An 18,001-nucleotide genomic window follows, 5' to 3' on the forward strand; every position below is an offset into this window, starting at 1 on the left:
GTCCAAGCGGGTTGAACAGGCCAAACGGAAGGCAGGACGGTTGTGGGCAGATGTGGTGCGTCAGAATCTACCGTGTCTGCAGCGGTCATCCGGGACGCCGATCCATCAAGCGTTGTCGGCGCTTCGGGATTTTGGTTGGGTGTAAAAAAATGGAATACAATATCATCACTTCAAGATGAGGGATGAGAGTCCAAAAGCGCTTACGATATCAATTCCTGAAAATGGTTCGCTAACTAGTGATTGACAACACCCGTAGTGAACCGAAAAAATGTTCTCCACAAAGTCTTGACTGACTCAGTTACATTGCTTTCTTTGCATTTCTTGTATGTCTTTTGTATATTAGTTGGTCTAAAGAAGGTTGGAAAGGCATTTTACTTCTTTTTTTAAAAGGTATTGTTATTTTTTTTATTATTTACGTTGTCGTATTTGTTATTGTATGGTCGATTATGAAGTTGGTTGGTTTTTTAAAAAGACGTTTGCAATGAATGATACGTTGCACAAAATATTTTTCGAGCGATTCCACCATCCCATATGGAGTGGTTTTTTGTTATACTTGTTTCATCGATACATAGAAAGGATAACGCGCGATGGAACGAGAACATTTGTTGTTGATTGATGGAATGGCGTTATTGTTTCGATCGTTTTATGCGACAGCGCCGAGATGGATGGTGAATAGCCGTGGGGTGCCGACGAATGCGGTATATGGGGTAGTAAAGCATATCGAAGCGGCGACAAATGCCCTTCAACCGACGCACGTCGTTTGTTGTTGGGATATGGGAAGTACGACGTTTCGCACCGAATGGTTTCCAGACTATAAAGCGAATCGTGGGGAGCCGCCGTGTGAATTAGTTCCGCAATTTGATTTAGCGAAAGAAGCGGTTGCGATGCTAGGCATTCCGAATATCGGCGTGCTCGGTGCCGAAGCGGACGATTGCATCGGCTCGCTTGTGAAGCAATATCGTGAGGAGATGCGCATTTCGATTGTGACCGGGGATCGTGATTTATTTCAACTTCTTTCGGAACATGTCACTGTTTATTTGTTGGCAAAAGGAATCGGCAAATACGAAGCGTATACGCTCGACCGTTTTATTGAAGAAAAAGGGATTCAACCTCATCAGCTTATCGATGTGAAAGCGCTTATGGGTGATCCAAGCGACAATTACCCAGGCGTGCGCGGCATCGGGGAGAAGCAAGCGGTTAAACTCATTCAACAATACGGTTCGATTGAAGGAATTTTAGAGAACTTAGCGAACGTAACAAACGCACAGCAGAAAAAAATAACAGAACATCTCGACTTGCTTCATTTGTCGCGAAAACTAGCGGCCATCCATTGCGATATTCCGATTCAATTAGAGTTGGAAAAAGCGAAATGGGATGGGGAGCAGAGGCGGTTTAGGGAAGTATTAGAAGCGATTCGGTAAGGGGAGTAAATCATGTTAGTAGAAGGAACAAAAAGCGGGACGTTCCATTGCAGAAGGAAAAGTCGGACGTTAAACAACAAAAAGGTGCTAAATGTATGTGAAAATTCTCTAAAAACACTAGATTTGAAGTCGTTTCCGATCATTGATGACTTTGAAATCATAGTGACAGTTAAAAGTAACAAGACATGGGGAAAACATCTTTTTTTCTATAGTGCGAAGCAAAATGAAATTCTCACTTCATTTCCATGGTGGGATTTTGCAGAGAAATTTTTGGGGATGTGGGATGAACATGATATTCCGATTGGCACAATTGCTCGACCTTTTTTTGACCTTGAACAAGGATGGCATATTATCATTTTCGAAAAACGTGACTATGTGTACATTCTAGAAGGTAACGAGTATAATAGTGAATACAACAAAATTCATACGTGGTACAAGGTTCAGAAAGAAGTGTACTATGAAGAATGGAAAAAGTTATTGAATATGTTTTAACCAGCCCCCTGCGGAGGCTGGTTGTTATTTTCGCACTTGCCCGTTTCCATACACGAGTGTTTTCGTTGTCGTGATGGCGCGTAAGCCCATTGGGCCACGAGCGTGCAGTTTTTGCGTGCTAATGCCGATTTCAGCGCCGTATCCGAACTGTTCGCCGTCGGTAAACCGAGTGGAGGCGTTATGGTACAATACAGCGGCGTCGACGCGAGCAAAAAACTGCTCTACATGTTCGTTGCATTCGGAAATAATTGCTTCAGAATGTTTCGTGCCGTACCGTTCAATATGTTCAATCGCTTCATCTACCGTTTCGACGAGCTTCACCGCCAAAATGGGTGCTAGAAATTCGGTTGCCCAATCTTCTTCTTTTGCCTCACAGACGAACGGATATGTATCCGCAAGTAGTTTGTCAACACGCAATTCGACCCCTTTTTCATGCAATGTTTCAAGCAACTCTTTTATATACGGCCATTGTTTATGAACAATCACCGTTTCGACCGCATTGCAGACAGATGGACGTTGTAGTTTCGCATTGATGACGATATCGAGCGCCATTTCTTTTTGCGCGGAGTCGTCGATAAAAATATGGCAATTGCCGACACCTGTTTCTAACACAGGAATTGTGGCGTTTTCGACGACCGACTGAATAAGTCCTGCACCGCCGCGCGGAATGAGGACATCTACATATTCTTTTAGACGAAACATTTGTTGAGCGGTTTCACGGCTTGTATCTTCTAACAGTTGAATGGCGTCTGTAGGAACTTTCGACTGTTTTAATGCTTGTTGCATAACGGAAATAAGTGCTTTATTTGAGTGAATGGCAGAAGAACTGCCACGCAACAAGACGGCGTTTCCTGTTTTTAAACAAAGGCTAGCCGCATCGACGGTGACGTTTGGTCGCGCTTCGTACACCATCCCAACGACGCCGAGCGGTACACGAATTTGTTTTAAGGTTAGCCCATTTGGTCGCGTCCATTGTTCAATTGTTTCCCCAATCGGATCTGGCAAATCAGCGACTTGGCGGACACCATCAGAGATTTGTTGAATGCGTTCTTCCGTAAGCTGCAGCCGATCAAGCAATGAAGGAGAGAGAGCGTTTTCTTTTCCGATCGCCATGTCTTTTTCGTTTTCTTGTAAAATGTACTCTGTTTGTGCAATTAACGTTTCTGCAATCATCGCCAGCGCGTTGTTTTTTTCTTCTGTTGATAACATTGCTAATTGACTAGCCGCTTGCTTTAATTTTTTCGCTTTGACGATTAATTCACTCATTCGTTTTCGCTCCTTTCGTTTTTAGCAGACAGATGTCCTTTTGAAACATACTAAGTTGTCGCGATGAATAACTTCTGGGCGATGGTGGAAAGAATATCGTTTCGCTTCCTCGCTTGCAAGCCCTTTTACTTTCGCTAAATCACCCGCCGAATAATATACTTGTCCTCTAGCGATCACATCGCCTTTTTGATTGACGACATTGACGACATCAAGCGCTTGAAATGAGCCGAATACGTTAGTTACACCGACTGGCAATAAACTTTTTCCTTTATGCAAAATGGCTGTTTCTGCCCCTTCATCAATTTCAATCGCTCCTGTGACTTCGGAATGGTACGCGATCCATTGCTTGCGCATTCCCATCTGTTCTTGAAAAGGAGAGCCGATATACGTTCCATCGCCTTTCCCTTCTAAAATATGTTGCAATTTTTCTTTGCCAGTCCCTGTGCCGATAAAAACACTAACACCGAAAGAAAGAGCTTTTTGTGCTGCCAACAGCTTTGATTTCATTCCTCCCGTTCCAACTTTTGATCCACTTCCACCTGCTTGTTCCATCAGTTCGTCGGTAATTTCTGATAAGAAATGATACTTTTTCGCTTCAGGACGTTTCGGATTTTGGTCGTATAGCCCGTTAATGTCTGTTAAAATGATGAGGGCATCTGCATGTAAAAATCCACTGACGAGCGCCGACAATAAATCGTTATCTCCAAACGTCAACTCTTCAACGGAAACGGAATCGTTTTCGTTAATAATCGGAAGCACGCCCCGTTCTAACAATGTAGAAATCGTCGCAAATAAGTTACGAAATCGCTCGCGGTCGTAAAAATCGTCGCGCGTTAACAACAATTGTCCAGTGACGATTCCAAATGAACGAAAGGCTGAAATGTAGCTTTGCATCAGCACCCCTTGACCGACTGCGGCGGCCGCTTGTTTTCCAGCGATTGTTTTTGGTCGTGAACGATACCCAAGCAACCCAAACCCGGCAGCGACTGCGCCAGAGGAAATGAGAATGATATCATGTCCGAGTTGTTTCGTATACGCAAGCGCTTCAACATGTCCACGTAGTTTTTGTTCCGAGAGTATCCCGTTTTTTTCTGTTAATGAGCTACTCCCGATTTTAACGACAATTCGCTTTTTTTTCACGATTTCACTCCTTTCTTAAAATAAAAACGCTTCTCCGCCCTTATAGAAAAGGACGGAAAAGCGTTGTTTCCGCGGTACCACCTTTTTTGGCGCAAAGCGCCCACCTCTTGCCCCGTAACGTAGGGAAACGACTTATGTTTGCATAAGCGGCCATATAGGGTAGGTTCAACCAATTTCCTGTGAGGAACCTTCCAGCCTATGAGTTCCACTCTCTTGCACATTCCATCGGTTTACTCGTCCCGTGCCTTTTTCACTTATTATATTTTTTATATTTTTTAGAATTATGAAACAAAAAAGCGAAGATGTCAACGGATTTTACGACTGTTTGGATAAAAGACGAAGTTTCCGCTCATGTTGGGGTGTTTTGGAAGAAAGCAGATCAACGGTTTCTTGTGTATCCGATAGCTCGTCTCGTAAGTGATCGATTTTTTCGTTTAGTTGTTTAAATTGTTCGTTCGTCTCTTGCTTCAATTCATCGATTTTTGTTTCTAATTTGCTTTCCACCGCACGAATCTCATTTCGGAGTTGTTGTCCCATTTCTTGCATTTCAGTCCGTAGCTGATTGCCCATTTCTTGCATTTCAGCACGAAGTTGGTTGCCCATCTCCTGCATTTCAGCACGAATTTTGTCTGAAAATAGTTCGAGCGCTTTCACAATTTCTTTTACAATTATTTCTTTCTCCACTTCGATTCGCCTCCCCTTTGCTTTTTATTATAAATGAATGACGGACAAGAAAGAAATATGTTTCTTGTCATTTTTTGATCATAAAAAGTAAATAAATGAAACTTTTACCTGGATTTATACGTTATAATGGAATAAAGGGAGGAGTGAGAAACATGGGTTTAGTTTTACAACATGTAACAAAACAGTTTGGTTCGTTTGTAGCAGTAGATGACGTAACATTATGTATTCCAGAACAGCGTATGTTTGGATTTCTTGGAGCAAATGGAGCGGGGAAAACGACAACGTTCCGAATGATTTTAGGGCTGCTTGAGCCGACAAAAGGGGAGATTACATGGAACGGCGAGCGCATCACGTATAAGCATAGTCACCTTATTGGGTATTTACCAGAAGAAAGAGGGCTGTATCCAAAGTTAAAAGTAAAAGAACAGCTCATTTATTTAGGAAGATTGCGAGGGTTACGTAAAGAAGAAATTGTAAAGGAAATGCGCCATTGGCTCGAGCGTTTTAAAATCCCACAATACGAACATCAAAAAGTAGAGCAATTATCAAAAGGTAATCAACAAAAAATTCAATTTATCGCTGCAGTGCTACATCGCCCGTCATTGCTTATTTTAGACGAGCCGTTTAGCGGACTAGATCCAGTAAATGTAGAAATGTTAAAAGAAGCAGTGATTGACTTACAGCAACAAGGAACAACAATCGTCTTTTCAAGCCATCGGATGGAACATGTCGAGCAACTATGTGAACATATATGTATTATGCATAAAGGAAAACCGATTGTTCACGGATCAATGAAAGAGCTAAAGAGATCTTTCGGCAAAAAAAATGTGATCATTCATGGAGAGTTACCGTTTGAAACGTTAACAGAAGTTCCAGGCGTATTGAAAATGGAGAAAACGGTTGAAGGGGTTCGTTTGCAAATAGCTGATGAACACGTATCACAGCACATTCTTGAACACATTTATGCGAAAGGATTCATTCGTAAGTTTTCATTAGAAGAACCGTCGCTGAATGACATTTTTATTGAGAAAGTAGGTGCAGCGTATGAACAATAAATTTTGGATTGTTTTTGCTCATACGTATATGACGAAATTAAAATCAAAGTCTTTTTTTATTTCAACAATGATTACTGCTCTCATTATATTTGGTATTGGTCAGTTAGATCGCATCATTGAAGCGTTCAGCGATAATGATCAAAAAACAATTGGTGTGATCGATCAAACGAACGGATGGTATGAAGCATTGCAAGCACAAATGCAGTCAAATAAAGAAATAAAACTTGTTCGCCATGATGAAAACGAAGAACAAGCGAAAAAATATGTTCAAACAGAAAAGTGGTATGCGTATATTGTACTTCATGTGAAAAATGGACAACCGAAAGTAGCATATTATGCGAAAAATATTGCAGATAGCGATGTCACTCATGAAATTGAGCAAGCACTACAACAAGTAAAAATTGCGATGATGGCGAAACAAATCGGATTAACATATGACCAAATCAATGCATTATATGCACCGATTGCGATAGAAAAAGTAGCGCTTGAAAAACACGCAAAAACAGAAGAACAATTAGAACAAGCTAGAGCGATCGTGTATGTTTTACTGTTTGCGATGTATATGTTCGTGTTAATGTACGGAAGTATGATTATGATGGAAGTGGCAACAGAAAAATCATCCCGCATTATGGAAATTTTAATTTCAAGCACTTCACCAATTCAGCAATTATTCGGGAAAATTTTAGGGGTTGCTTTGTTGAGTTTGACGCAGTTTGTTGTGATTTTCGCTGTCGGTTATACATCACTCCAAAATAGTGCTATGTTAAGTCAGTTACTCGGAATGGAAGAATTACCAATTTCCTTAATCGCATACGGAATTGTCTTTTTCTTGCTCGGTTATTTGTTATATGCGATGTTATTTGCTGTGCTTGGCTCAATTGTTAGCCGAGTAGAAGAAGTGCAACAAATGGCTGGTCCTGTAACGATGCTTGTTGTTGCCGCGTTTATTATGGCGATGTTTGGTCTGAATGTACCAGAATCTCCGTTTATTACCGTAATGTCGTTTGTTCCGTTTTTTACTCCGATGATTATGTTTTTAAGAATCGGAATGTTAAATGTTCCAATTTGGGAAATTACCCTTAGTCTCGCTTTGCTCGTTGCAACTATTGCTTTTTTATTCGTGTTTGGTTCAAAAATATATCGTGGTGGCGTGCTTATGTACAATCAAGCGTCTTCCTGGAAAGACCTGAAACGAGCATGGCAATTAACAAAAAGATGAAAACCGAGCTGCTTGCTCGGTTTTTTACATCGGCTTTGTCGGCGTTGGTTTCGCATAGCCTTCTTTATATGTTTCATCAATAAGGCGGCGAATGTCTTTCACAGACATTCCTTTTTCATATTGCTCGATTGAAATGGATGCGATTTCTAAACAAACGCCACATTTTGTCGCATGATCATCCCAGACGATTGCACCGCTTCCCTTGTTTTCATATACGAAACAATCATAATTATTTTCATGGCCTGCCGATTCGCCACACCCGCAATAACAAGGGATGCTTTCTAACAATGGTTGATGTGTTGCTACTTGTTCGTATAAATGGATCATCGACTCATTGTAGGATGCTAAAAACGATGGAAGTTCGTGAATCGAGGCAGTCTCTTCTCGAATATCTCCCGTCTGATGTTCAGTTGCGTGATCATTTTCTTTTTGTGCACAACCACTTAACAATAAACCGAAGGAAAGTATTGAACTAATAAACATAAATTGTTTTTTCATATGGAACCATCCTTTTCAAAAATCATGGTGTTGTCCGACTTTTTTCACTATTTCTTTTATCTTTTTACTATTATAATAAAAATAATAGCAAATGATAAGGAAAAAGGCGGGGGAAAAATGGATGGCATCGAAGTAAAAGGACAAACGGTAGAAGAAGCGATTGAAGAAGGGCTAAAACAGCTTCAAGTGACACGCGAAGATGTCGTCATCGAAGTCGTTCAACAAGAACGCAAAAAGTTGTTTGGCATCGTTTCACAACCTGCTATTGTCCGATTGACAAAAAAACAACAAACCGAATCGGTTGTCCAAAAAGTAGAAGGTAAAGCGTGGGTGAAAGACGGTGTTTTACATTATGAATGTGTGCATGTCGGTCCAACCATTGTCGTTGGTGAAGGAGTCATCTGTTTACATAATGGGAAAGCCATCGAAGGAAGTATAACGCTACAAGAAGGAGACGACGTTCGCATTTATCCAAAAGAAGAAAGCATCGCCCGATCTGTTTGGAAGATTGACATAGATGCTAAAAAGCTAGAGGCAACGCTGACGTTTGCACCAGGTGTACGGCGCCGATATGTACTTGAAGATCAGCAACCAGCTAGCAAATTACATATCCAAGCGAGAGTGGAGACAGAACTCATCTGTGATGTGTCATATGAGCAAGTGGTGGCGAAACTCCAAGAATTAGGGATTGTGTATGGAGTGAATGAAGAAGCGATTCGAGAGGCGTTGCAGGCAGAGAAAAAAATAACGGCTGTGATCGCAAAAGGAATTGAACCAATCGAAGGAAAAGACGGCTGGGTGGAAGTAAAAGCAGGGGAGGAGAGAAAAAAGCCAAAAGTTCGTGAAGACGGGACGGTTGATTACAGGGAAATAGAAACAATTGCGACTGTCGGTGAAGGAGATTTAATTGCTGTTGTTCACCCCCCGCAACAAGGGAAACCAGGGTTAACGGTGACAAACGAAGTCATTCCTGTGAAAGAAGTGCATCCGGTGACGATTAAACTTGGTAAAGGGGTAACAATGGAAGAAAATAAAATTTTAGCTATACAGGGGGGACGACCGCAAATAGCAAAAAAAGGAAGGACAGTTGTTGTTTCCATTATTCCAAAGCTCGTTCATCAAGGAGATGTGGATTTATCAGTAGGAAACATTCATTTTAAAGGTGATGTTGAAATTACAGGAAACGTTCAAGAAGAAATGGTTGTTGAGGCGCTTGGTAGCATTATGATTTTACAAAATGTCAATCGAGCAAAAATTCGTGCGCAACAATCGATTTTTATTCAACAAAACGTCATTGGTGGTACAGTAACATCAGGGGAAAATAAAATGCTTGTTACACAGCTTGTTGGTTTATTACAACAAATCCGCCACTCACTTGAGCGAATGATTGTTGCCATTCAACAACTCATGGTCATGTCTAAAATTCGTGAACAAGATATTTATCCAATTACGAAAAAGTTGATCGAAAGTAAATTTCAAACAATGATGGAGGCGATGAAACAGTATAAAACAATGTGTGAGCAAAAACGAGACCAAATCGGCGAACAATGGTTTGACATCGGTTCGCAGTTGGACGGCTGTTTGCTTGCGGATCGTCCGAATCATTTTCATTGTTTAGAAGGGATGGCAAATTTACTGCGTGAGCTCAATACGTTTATCGGACAATATGACCGTGAAGAGAATGATGCAATTGAGCTTTCTTATGCTTTAAATAGCGTCATTCATGGAAGTGGTGATGTAATTGTGACAGGAAAAGGGTGTTACAATTGCAATATTTATGCCGGTGGAACATTGACGGTTCATGGGGTATTGCGCGGTGGAGAAGCGTATGCCCAAAAAGGAATGAAAGTGAAAGAAGTCGGATCTTCACTCGGCATTAAGACCGTATTGGCTGTGCCGAAAGGGGAGATCATTTATATTGAACACGCGTGGGAAGGAACTGTTGTGCAATTCGGTAGAAGGACGTATACATTTTATGAGGGAAAAAAATATGTTGAAATGAAATGGGACGATGAACGTCAAGAAATTGTATTTGGATAAAAAGGCGCAGTGGCAATAAAGGCCATGCGTCTTTTTATATATTTTTCATCTATACATATAGTATAATAAAAATGTTCTTAATTTTCTTTCTTTTTTTAAAAAAAGGAGGTTGGAAAATGAAAGCGGTTACGGATGGGGGTATTTTATGGACACCAACGAAAGAACAAATCGAACAATCAAGCGTAAAAAAGTATATGAATTGGCTAGAAGCGAATAAAGGGCTGACGTTTGAGTCGCACGCGGAGCTGTGGAAATGGTCGGTCGAGAAACTTGAGCAATTTTGGGAAACGGTGTGGGAATATTGTGCCGTTCAGTCGTCCGCTCCATATACGTGTGTGTTAGAAGAGCGAAAAATGCCGAGAGCAAACTGGTTTTCAGGGGCGCGGTTAAACTATGCGGAACATATTTTTCGCAACATGCAGGAAAAGCCAGCACTTTTATTTCGTTCTGAACGCGTTTCACTGCTTGAGGTGACATGGGAAGAGTTAAAACAACAAACGGCGGCGGTTGCTTCGGCACTGAAAAAACTTGGCGTGAAACAAGGTGATCGCGTCGTTGCTTATATGCCAAACATTCCCGAAACAGTCGTTGCGTTTTTGGCGTGCGCGAGCATTGGCGCGATATGGTCAAGTTGCTCTCCAGATTTTGGCGCCAATAGCGTCATCGACCGCTTCCAACAAATTGAGCCGACGATTTTATTTGCGGTCGACGGTTGTCAATATAACGGAAAAACGTTCGACAAAGTGCCTACTGTTAAGGAATTACAAGAAAAGCTACCATCGTTAAAAAAGACGATTGTCGTTCCGTATTTGCGCGACGATGTAAAAGCGTGGGACGAGTCTGTTTTGTTATGGACGGACGTGTTGAAAGAAGAAGGCGAACTTATATATGAACAAGTACCGTTTGCTCATCCGCTTTGGATTTTATATTCTTCTGGCACAACGGGATTGCCAAAGCCGATTGTACAAGGACATGGCGGCATTTTATTAGAACATTTGAAAATTTTATCGATTGAATACAACATTGCACACGATAGCACGTTTTTTTGGTTTACGACGACTGGTTGGATGATGTGGAACTTTTTAGTTGGCGGGCTGTTAGTCGGGGCAACAGTCGTACTTTACGACGGAAGTCCGACGTTTCCAGATGCGAACGTGTTATGGGAACTTGCCGAAAAAACAAAAATCACACATTTTGGCACAAGCGCAGCGTTTATTAACGTCTGCATGAAACAAGGCATCCGGCCGAAAGATACCTATGATTTCTCTCATTTGCAAGCGGTTCTGTCTACAGGATCGCCGCTGACGACCGAAGGGTTTCTTTGGGTGTATGAACATGTGAAAGACGTTTGGCTCGTTTCATGCAGTGGGGGAACGGATGTATGCACGGCGTTTGTCGGTGGGTCGCCGATGCTGCCGGTTCGTGCCGGCATGCTGCAATGCCGTTCGCTTGGGGCTAACGTACAAGCGTTTGATGAACATGGCCATTCGCTGATCAACGAAGTCGGAGAACTAGTCATCACGGAACCGATGCCGTCAATGCCGCTTTTTTTCTGGAACGACGAAAACGACCGCCGCTATCTCGAAAGCTATTTTGATACGTATCCAAGCGTATGGAAACATGGAGATTGGATTAAAATTGACGACGAAGGGAGCTGTATCATTTACGGTCGTTCCGATTCGACAATTAACCGTGCGGGCGTGCGCATGGGCACGAGCGAAATTTATCGCGCTGTTGAAACGGTCGATGGCATTCTCGACAGCTTAGTCATTGACTTAGAAGTGATGGGACGGAAATCGTTTATGCCGCTGTTTGTCGTCCTTCAACCAGGGACAGAGCTAGACGATGCGTTAAAACAACGAGTGAAAGAAGCGATTAAAGTGCACGTATCACCGCGCTTTATTCCAGATGAGATTTATCAAGTCGACCAAATTCCAAAAACGTTAAACGGAAAGAAAATGGAAATCCCTATTCGCAAACTGTTGTTAGGCTTCCCGCTCGAAAAAGCGGTGAACGTCGGCTCAATGGCAAACCCCGAATCTCTTTCTTTCTTTATTGAACTTGCAAAACAATGGGAACATTCGAACGTATGAGAAAGGCTGTTGCCGTTTGGCAACAGCCTTAGGCATGCTTCTTTTTTCATTGTGGGAGAAAAATATTGTTTGCGTGAATCGAAAAGTGCTCAAATAGCTGAACAGGAATCGCGTCTCCTTTAAAATACGTACCATAAAAGTTGGTATACTCCGTCTGTTAGCACATGTACTTCCACATACTCATGAACGGGGTCAACAATCCAATATTCGTGCACCCCTGCCTGTTCGTACCGTCTATATTTAATTAACCGATCTTTTTTTGCGGTAGACGGCGATAGCACTTCGACAATGATATCAGGTGGCCCAATAATGCGGTCATCGCTAATTTTGTTCGAATCGCAGACGATAACAATGTCAAGTTGAACCCATTCGTCATTAGAAAAACAAACATCGATCGGAGAAACGAATACACGACATGTTTTCCCACGTAAATGCGCGACAAACTCCGCACTAAGTAGCATGACCACTTGTTGGTGTTTCGGAGTAGGAGGTGGTGCCATGTTGTAAAGCTTTCCATCGATCATTTCATAACGATCACCATCGCTAAGTTGTACATACTCTGTGTACGTAAACGGTTTTCGCTCTTGCGGAAAGGCTATATCGTCCTCCTACCTTTCTGAATATGGTTGTTACCATTATAGCAAATGTAATTTTGATATGAATAAATATTTTTCGTTGACTTTTACGTAAACGTAAACTAAAATAAAATTCAGAAAATTTAAAAATAAAGGTGAATAGGATGAACTATTATACGATCTCTCAACTTGCCGAGCAGTTTGATGTTAGCACACGAACGATTCGTTATTATGAAGAGCGTGGGCTCATTTCACCCATTCGTACTGAGTCGGGCCAGCGGCTGTATACGAAAAAAGATCGAGCCGCCTTAAAGCTTATTTTAAGAGGGAAACGGTTCGGCTTTTCATTAGAAGAAATTCATGAAATGATTAGCCTGTTTGATAACGATCGCACCGGTCGAAAACAGCTGGAAAAAACAATCGCATATGGCGAGCAAAAGTTAAAGGAGGTGACGGAGCGGATCGAGGATTTAATGCAGTTAAAACAAGAAATGGAGTCGATTTTGGCGGATTTTCGTGAACGATTACAAAAACTGGAGGGAATCGAATGAACATTTCTGAGTTGTTAGCACGCAATGCGCGGAAATTTCCGAATAAAACAGCACTAATTGATGGCGACGTATCGCTTTCTTATCAAGAAGTGGACGATACAGTTAATCGGCTCGCCTCTTCGCTCGCTTCGCTCGGCATCACACAAGGAGATAAAGTCGTACTGTATATGCCGAATACGAAAGAGTTTGTGTATGCGTATTTTGCTGTCTTACGCCTTGGCGCGATCACCGTGCCCGTTAATGCGCGGCTAACTGCCCAAGAAGTGCAATACATTATCGAACATAGCGAAGCAAAAGCTGTCATCGCGCACGATTGGATTTATGAAGAACTTGCCTCGCTTGTTCATACAGTTGATGTCATTTGGGTGAAGACAGGGGAGGCAACAGACGGTTGGTGTTCGGTCACGCAACTCATTGCAAACGGCTATACGTCCCCCATTGTTTGCCCGCTGAACGAAGATGACGAAGCGACCATTTTATACACGTCAGGAACGACAGGCCGCCCGAAAGGTGTCTTGTTCACGTACCGCAATATTTTAGCCGTCGCAACGATGATGGCGCTCGAAACGAAAATGGATAAACATAGCCGCTTATTGCATATGATGCCACTTAGCCATTCTGCACCGCTTCATTTATTTTTTGTCGGCGGTATGTACGTCGGGGCCACCCATGTGTTATCACCAACGTTTTCCCCAGAAGCATTGTTACAACTGATCCCGAAACATCAAATTACCCACTTTTTCGGAGCACCAGTCGCTTATTTACTCACGGCGCAACATCCACGCCTTCACGAATACGATTTATCGTCCGTCCAATATTGGACATATGGCGGCGCACCGCTATCGGCAAATGAAGTGCAATTTGTCGCCAAACAGTTTCGCACCAATCGACTCATGTGTTTATACGGACTAACGGAAGCCGGTCCGAACGGGACGTATTTATCCCCAGAAGAACACGTGACAAAGGCAGGGAGTGTGGGCAAAGATGCTGCTCTTCATTGCGAAGTAAAAATTGTCGACGAACACGGCAAAGAAGTTCCGGCTGGCGAGGTTGGTGAAGTCGTCTTAGCTGGAGAAGGCGTTATGAAAGGCTATTACAAAGACGAAGAAAAAACAGCGGAAACGGTGAAAAACGGCTGGCTATACACAGGCGATTTAGCACTACGCGACGAAGATGGGTACATTTGGATCGTCGATCGAAAAAAAGATATGATTATTTCTGGCGGGGTGAACATTTACCCGAAAGAAGTGGAAGATGCACTAAAGCTGCATCCGGCGATTGTCGATGTTGCGGTTGTTGGTGTGCCGCATCATGAATGGGGCGAAACGGTGAAAGCGTTTGTTGTAACAAAAGAGCCAATCGAGCAGCTTGCGGAAGAATGTAAACGTTTTCTTTCAGATAAACTCGCAGACTATAAAATTCCAAAAATTTACGAATCTATTCATGAACTGCCGCGCAATGCGACAGGAAAAATATTAAAACAAGTGTTGAGGGGGATCGATCATGAAACGGCTAAAAGAAGTTGACCCGAATTTACTTGCCAATTTAAAAAAATATTTAGACGAAGAATTTTTTGCGTATGCGGAAGAAGAGTTGGAGAAGTTTTGGCAACGTTGCATGACCGATATCGACCGCCGCGCGGTTCATACAGACCGTGAAGGCCAGCCGCGGCTCATCAAATATGACCGTTTTGGTAACGATATTTCTGAAATATGGGTGAACGAAGGATATAAGCAAACGGTGAAAGAAATGTATGAAACAGGCATTGTCGGCTATGTCCATAAACCGATTCCTGCGCTTGGCCGTGTTGGCAATTACATTTACTCGTATGCCCAAGGCTATTTGTTATCACAAGTCGAGCCGGGGTTTTATTGCCCGGTGACGCTTACGATGGCAACGGCGTACGTGTTAGAGCATTTTGCGGACGAACGAATCAAAGCAAAATATTTGCCGCACGTCATTTCGACAGGAGAAGTCGAGTTGTATGAAGGGGCGACGTTTTTAACGGAACGGCAAGGCGGTTCTGACGTTGGCGCCAATGAAGTGCGGGCCGTTTTATGCGGCGATCATTATGAAATTTATGGAGAAAAATATTTTGCGAGCAACGCTGGCATGTGTGGTGTTGCCTTAGTGCTTGCCCGCATCGACGGAAGCGAGCCGGGGACGAAAGGGCTTAGTTTATTTTTAGTGCCGTGGCGTAACGATGACGGCACATTAAACGCCATTCACATTCGCCGCCTAAAAGATAAACTTGGCGTTCGCGCTGTGCCGTCAGCGGAAGTCGTATTTGAAGGGGCGAAAGCTTGTTTAATTGGTGATGCGAAAAAAGGGTTTTATTATATGATGGAAGCGCTCAACTTATCGCGTGTCTGCAATGCTGTCGCCTCGATTGGCATCATGAAGCGAGCGCTAGAAGAAGCGAAGCAATATGCGGAAAATCGGCAAGCATTTGGGCATACGCTTACATCCTATCCGATGGTGAAAGAAACGCTTGCGAACTTAACGGCTCGTCAAGAAGTGCAAACGAGCGCTTGTTTTGAGTTGATTTCCTTTTTTGACCGTGTGATGCGCGCGCCGAATCAAGCGTCTGAGCAAGAAAAAGCATGGAATCGCTTATTAATTGCGCTTTTAAAAATGCGTACAGCCGAAGAAGCGATTGCATTTGCACATGAAGCGATTGAAATGCACGGTGGCAACGGCTATATCGAAGATTTTGTCACGCCGCGTTTGCTTCGTGATGCCCAAGTGTTGACGGTGTGGGAAGGAACAGCAAACATTTTAGGACTCGAAGTATTGCGTCTTATTCGCAAATATCGCATTCATGAAACATTTATTCAAACAATAAGCGAACAACTAGCTGCACTTCCTAGCGAAATACGCCCATTTGCCAAACCGATCGAAAGCGGGCTGCGTGAATTGGTGCAGTCGCTCCAAAAACTTCACGGACAGTCGGAAGACGTGCAAACGTATCACGCCAAAAAAATCGCCAACCGACTTTGCGACTTGTATGTAAGCGTCGTCGCGTTAAAAGAAGCAGAAGAAAGCGAACGAAAACAAATCATTGCCCGTCTCTTTTTACAACATATTTGGGGATGCGATTTATTTGATGAAGAGATGCTATCCGTTCGTCATTTTGATTTAGTGATGAATGAAACGAGGGAAGTCGAAGTATAAAGAAAAAGGCAAGGAACCAAGTCGGTTCCTTGCCTTATAGCAATACAAACACCGCTAAAAAGTGCGTAACAGACCCACCTAACACAAACACATGCCAAACTGCATGATGAAATTTAAACCCTCGCCATACGTAAAAAATCGCACCGATCGTGTATAAAATGCCACCGCTCACTAAATACACGACTCCTTCTTGTGATAAAGCAGAAACAAGTGGTTTCCATGCAAATACAATTAACCACCCCATCACAACATAAATCATTGTCGATGTGTATAAAAAGCGATTGACGAAAAAGCATTTAAATACTGTTCCGATGAGCGCCAGTCCCCAGACGATGCCAAACAGCGTCCAACCGATTGCTCCTTTCACCGCTAAAAATAAAAACGGTGTATACGTGCCTGCGATAAAAAAGTAAATGGACGAGTGGTCGAAAATTTCGAATATTCGTTTCCAGCGCCCCTCTGGCAAGGCGTGCACGATTGTGGATGATAAATACAAAACGAACATCGTGGTCCCAAATAACGTAAAACTGACAATGTGCCAAGCATTTCCGTGCATCGCAGCCATGACCGTCAAAATAATAAGCGCTGCGATGCTAAACACTGCACCAATTCCATGCGTAATCGCATGAACAATTTCTTCTTCTTTCGTAAATGTATGTGTAAAAGCCAATGGTTTCATTCCTTTCGTGAAAGACATTTTGTTTATTCTACCACATATACATACATATCGTACATTTTTATTCATTGTACATTTTTATTCATTATTGTTTTTGCTCGCGATATAATGGAAAAAAGGAGGTGAAGGACAATGCAAATACAGTTGGAGAGGAAACGAAATACAAAAAAATGGCTTGTACCATCACTCATCGGAGTATTGTTCCTTGCCGTAATCGCATGTGTCGCTATTTCGATTTACGTCGGCTGGAATTTGACGCATAAAGAGCGAAAAGCGGTCGTTGAGACACCGAAAGTTTACGGCATGGCTTATGAAGATGTGACATTTACGAGCAAAGATGGCGGTTTGAAGCTGAAAGGTTGGGTCATCGAACCAACAAAACAAGCGAAAATGACCGTTATTTTTTCACACGGTTATGGTGGCAACCGCTACGAACCAAACGTGCCGTTTTTACCAATTGCCAAAGCGCTAATAGACCAAGGGTATCGAGTCATCATGTTTGATTTTCGTGCCAGCGGTGAATCGGAAGGGGAGATGACAACGATTGGTGCGAAAGAAAAATACGATTTACTCGGTGTCATCGATTATGCGAAACAACATTATCCCGAACCAATTGTGCTTTACGGAGTGTCGATGGGGGCAGCCACGTCGATTTTAGCGGCAAGTATGGATAAAGATGTTCGCGCGGTTATTGCTGACAGTGCGTTTAGCGATTTAGAGGGATATTTGCGGACATATATGCCCGTATGGACGAACTTACCGAATGTTCCGTTTACGTACTTAATTATTACCCTTATTCCGATGATTACTGATTTAGATCCAGCGGAATCTGTTCCGATCAAAGCAGCTGATACGATTGCTCCGCGTCCCATTTTATTCATTCATAGCAAAGCTGACCTGTCCATCCCATATGAAGAAAGTGTAAAAATGTATAACAAACATCCAGACGTATTTGAACTTTGGCTCACCGACAAAGCGAAACATGTAAAAAGTTTTGCGATGTATAAAGATGAATATATTCAGCGTATGTTAGCATTTTTGGAAAAAGTGAAAGAATAAAATTCTGAATATTCATTGACTTCTGATAAAAAGATAGGTATGCTTGTAGTAAATTTGA

At 42.5% G+C, this 18,001-nt stretch carries 16 protein-coding genes and 1 pseudogene; 11 read left to right on the top strand and 6 right to left on the bottom strand.

Features of this window, described 5'->3' with window-relative positions; translation table 11 throughout:
- The 3 genes and pseudogenes from LH47_RS14975 to LH47_RS01560 form a co-directional block, all read left to right on the top strand.
- A pseudogene (locus tag LH47_RS14975) lies at positions 1 to 145 on the top strand (UPF0236 family protein); the annotation flags it as partial.
- A gap of 442 nt (positions 146 to 587) precedes the next feature.
- Positions 588 to 1,421, top strand: coding sequence for a 5'-3' exonuclease (locus LH47_RS01555; protein WP_043964145.1), 834 nt, complete (start codon positions 588 to 590; stop codon positions 1,419 to 1,421).
- 12 nt (positions 1,422 to 1,433) lie between these two features.
- On the top strand, positions 1,434 to 1,913 hold the full coding sequence (locus tag LH47_RS01560) for a hypothetical protein (protein ID WP_043964147.1): 480 nt from the start codon (positions 1,434 to 1,436) through the stop codon (positions 1,911 to 1,913).
- A 24-nt stretch (positions 1,914 to 1,937) separates the two neighbouring features.
- Here the strand turns inward: LH47_RS01560 and LH47_RS01565 are convergent, their stop codons facing one another.
- The 3 genes from LH47_RS01565 to LH47_RS01580 form a co-directional block, all read right to left on the bottom strand.
- On the bottom strand, positions 1,938 to 3,179 hold the full coding sequence (locus LH47_RS01565) for a glutamate-5-semialdehyde dehydrogenase (RefSeq protein ID WP_043964149.1): 1,242 nt from the start codon (positions 3,177 to 3,179) through the stop codon (positions 1,938 to 1,940).
- 21 nt (positions 3,180 to 3,200) lie between these two features.
- Positions 3,201 to 4,319, bottom strand: coding sequence for a glutamate 5-kinase (proB, locus tag LH47_RS01570; protein ID WP_043964151.1), 1,119 nt, complete (start codon positions 4,317 to 4,319; stop codon positions 3,201 to 3,203).
- A gap of 315 nt (positions 4,320 to 4,634) precedes the next feature.
- Positions 4,635 to 5,003 carry a DUF1640 domain-containing protein gene (locus tag LH47_RS01580; protein WP_043964155.1) on the bottom strand — a complete coding sequence of 123 codons (369 nt, stop codon included), beginning with the start codon at positions 5,001 to 5,003 and terminating at the stop codon, positions 4,635 to 4,637.
- A gap of 152 nt (positions 5,004 to 5,155) precedes the next feature.
- Between LH47_RS01580 and LH47_RS01585 the strand changes: the two genes are divergently transcribed.
- Entirely contained in the window at positions 5,156 to 6,058 is a 903-nt protein-coding gene (locus LH47_RS01585) for an ABC transporter ATP-binding protein (RefSeq protein WP_043964157.1), read from the top strand.
- Positions 6,048 to 7,277 carry an ABC transporter permease gene (locus tag LH47_RS01590; RefSeq protein WP_043964158.1) on the top strand — a complete coding sequence of 410 codons (1,230 nt, stop codon included), beginning with the start codon at positions 6,048 to 6,050 and terminating at the stop codon, positions 7,275 to 7,277. The genes LH47_RS01585 and LH47_RS01590 overlap by 11 nt, the downstream gene beginning before the upstream one ends.
- A 24-nt stretch (positions 7,278 to 7,301) precedes the next feature.
- On the opposite strand, the gene LH47_RS01595 is transcribed toward LH47_RS01590, so the two are convergent.
- A complete protein-coding gene (locus LH47_RS01595) occupies positions 7,302 to 7,775 on the bottom strand; it encodes a PCYCGC motif-containing (lipo)protein (RefSeq protein WP_043964160.1) in 474 nt (157 codons plus the stop codon).
- Between the two features lie 117 nt (positions 7,776 to 7,892).
- On the opposite strand from LH47_RS01595, the gene LH47_RS01600 reads away from it, so the two are divergent.
- The gene (locus LH47_RS01600) at positions 7,893 to 9,815 is read left to right on the top strand and encodes a FapA family protein (protein ID WP_043964162.1); all 1,923 of its coding nucleotides are present in this window, start codon (positions 7,893 to 7,895) and stop codon (positions 9,813 to 9,815) included.
- Between the two features lie 116 nt (positions 9,816 to 9,931).
- Complete coding sequence (locus LH47_RS01605; protein WP_043964164.1) at positions 9,932 to 11,908, top strand: acetoacetate--CoA ligase; 1,977 nt, start codon at positions 9,932 to 9,934, stop codon at positions 11,906 to 11,908.
- 119 nt (positions 11,909 to 12,027) lie between these two features.
- Here the strand turns inward: LH47_RS01605 and LH47_RS01610 are convergent, their stop codons facing one another.
- Positions 12,028 to 12,432, bottom strand: a complete 405-nt coding sequence (locus LH47_RS01610) for a Uma2 family endonuclease (RefSeq protein WP_052585001.1) — start codon at positions 12,430 to 12,432, stop codon at positions 12,028 to 12,030.
- Positions 12,433 to 12,647: 215 nt separating this feature from the next.
- Between LH47_RS01610 and LH47_RS01615 the strand changes: the two genes are divergently transcribed.
- From LH47_RS01615 to LH47_RS01625, 3 genes are read left to right on the top strand one after another with little or no spacing between them, the layout of a single operon-like run.
- On the top strand, positions 12,648 to 13,034 hold the full coding sequence (locus LH47_RS01615) for a MerR family transcriptional regulator (RefSeq protein WP_043964166.1): 387 nt from the start codon (positions 12,648 to 12,650) through the stop codon (positions 13,032 to 13,034).
- Positions 13,031 to 14,560, top strand: coding sequence for a class I adenylate-forming enzyme family protein (locus tag LH47_RS01620; RefSeq protein WP_043964168.1), 1,530 nt, complete (start codon positions 13,031 to 13,033; stop codon positions 14,558 to 14,560). The genes LH47_RS01615 and LH47_RS01620 overlap by 4 nt, the downstream gene beginning before the upstream one ends.
- Entirely contained in the window at positions 14,538 to 16,208 is a 1,671-nt protein-coding gene (locus LH47_RS01625; protein ID WP_043964171.1) for an acyl-CoA dehydrogenase family protein, read from the top strand. The genes LH47_RS01620 and LH47_RS01625 overlap by 23 nt, the downstream gene beginning before the upstream one ends.
- Before the next feature lie 34 nt (positions 16,209 to 16,242).
- On the opposite strand, the gene trhA is transcribed toward LH47_RS01625, so the two are convergent.
- Positions 16,243 to 16,878 (bottom strand): PAQR family membrane homeostasis protein TrhA, encoded by a 636-nt coding sequence (gene trhA, locus LH47_RS01630; RefSeq protein WP_043964173.1) that lies wholly within the window; start codon positions 16,876 to 16,878, stop codon positions 16,243 to 16,245.
- A 138-nt stretch (positions 16,879 to 17,016) separates the two neighbouring features.
- On the opposite strand from trhA, the gene LH47_RS01635 reads away from it, so the two are divergent.
- Positions 17,017 to 17,943: an alpha/beta hydrolase gene (locus tag LH47_RS01635; protein WP_043964175.1), complete on the top strand. Its 927-nt coding sequence runs from the start codon at positions 17,017 to 17,019 to the stop codon at positions 17,941 to 17,943.
- The last annotated feature ends 58 nt before the right edge of the window (positions 17,944 to 18,001 follow it).

Origin of the sequence: Anoxybacillus thermarum (assembly GCF_000836725.1) — a bacterium.
In the GTDB taxonomy this organism is placed as follows: domain Bacteria; phylum Bacillota; class Bacilli; order Bacillales; family Anoxybacillaceae; genus Anoxybacillus; species Anoxybacillus thermarum.

Bases quoted from the DNA above. Each gene is read 5' to 3' on its own strand.
- LH47_RS01555 (WP_043964145.1), top strand. From the start codon at position 588: ATGGAACGAGAACATTTGTTGTTGATTGATGGAATGGCGTTATTGTTT.
- LH47_RS01560 (WP_043964147.1), top strand. From the start codon at position 1,434: ATGTTAGTAGAAGGAACAAAAAGCGGGACGTTCCATTGCAGAAGGAAA.
- LH47_RS01565 (WP_043964149.1), bottom strand. From the start codon at position 3,179: ATGAGTGAATTAATCGTCAAAGCGAAAAAATTAAAGCAAGCGGCTAGT.
- LH47_RS01585 (WP_043964157.1), top strand. From the start codon at position 5,156: ATGGGTTTAGTTTTACAACATGTAACAAAACAGTTTGGTTCGTTTGTA.
- LH47_RS01590 (WP_043964158.1), top strand. From the start codon at position 6,048: ATGAACAATAAATTTTGGATTGTTTTTGCTCATACGTATATGACGAAA.
- LH47_RS01595 (WP_043964160.1), bottom strand. From the start codon at position 7,775: ATGAAAAAACAATTTATGTTTATTAGTTCAATACTTTCCTTCGGTTTA.
- LH47_RS01600 (WP_043964162.1), top strand. From the start codon at position 7,893: ATGGATGGCATCGAAGTAAAAGGACAAACGGTAGAAGAAGCGATTGAA.
- LH47_RS01605 (WP_043964164.1), top strand. From the start codon at position 9,932: ATGAAAGCGGTTACGGATGGGGGTATTTTATGGACACCAACGAAAGAA.
- LH47_RS01610 (WP_052585001.1), bottom strand. From the start codon at position 12,432: ATGATCGATGGAAAGCTTTACAACATGGCACCACCTCCTACTCCGAAA.
- LH47_RS01615 (WP_043964166.1), top strand. From the start codon at position 12,648: ATGAACTATTATACGATCTCTCAACTTGCCGAGCAGTTTGATGTTAGC.
- LH47_RS01620 (WP_043964168.1), top strand. From the start codon at position 13,031: ATGAACATTTCTGAGTTGTTAGCACGCAATGCGCGGAAATTTCCGAAT.
- LH47_RS01625 (WP_043964171.1), top strand. From the start codon at position 14,538: ATGAAACGGCTAAAAGAAGTTGACCCGAATTTACTTGCCAATTTAAAA.
- LH47_RS01635 (WP_043964175.1), top strand. From the start codon at position 17,017: ATGCAAATACAGTTGGAGAGGAAACGAAATACAAAAAAATGGCTTGTA.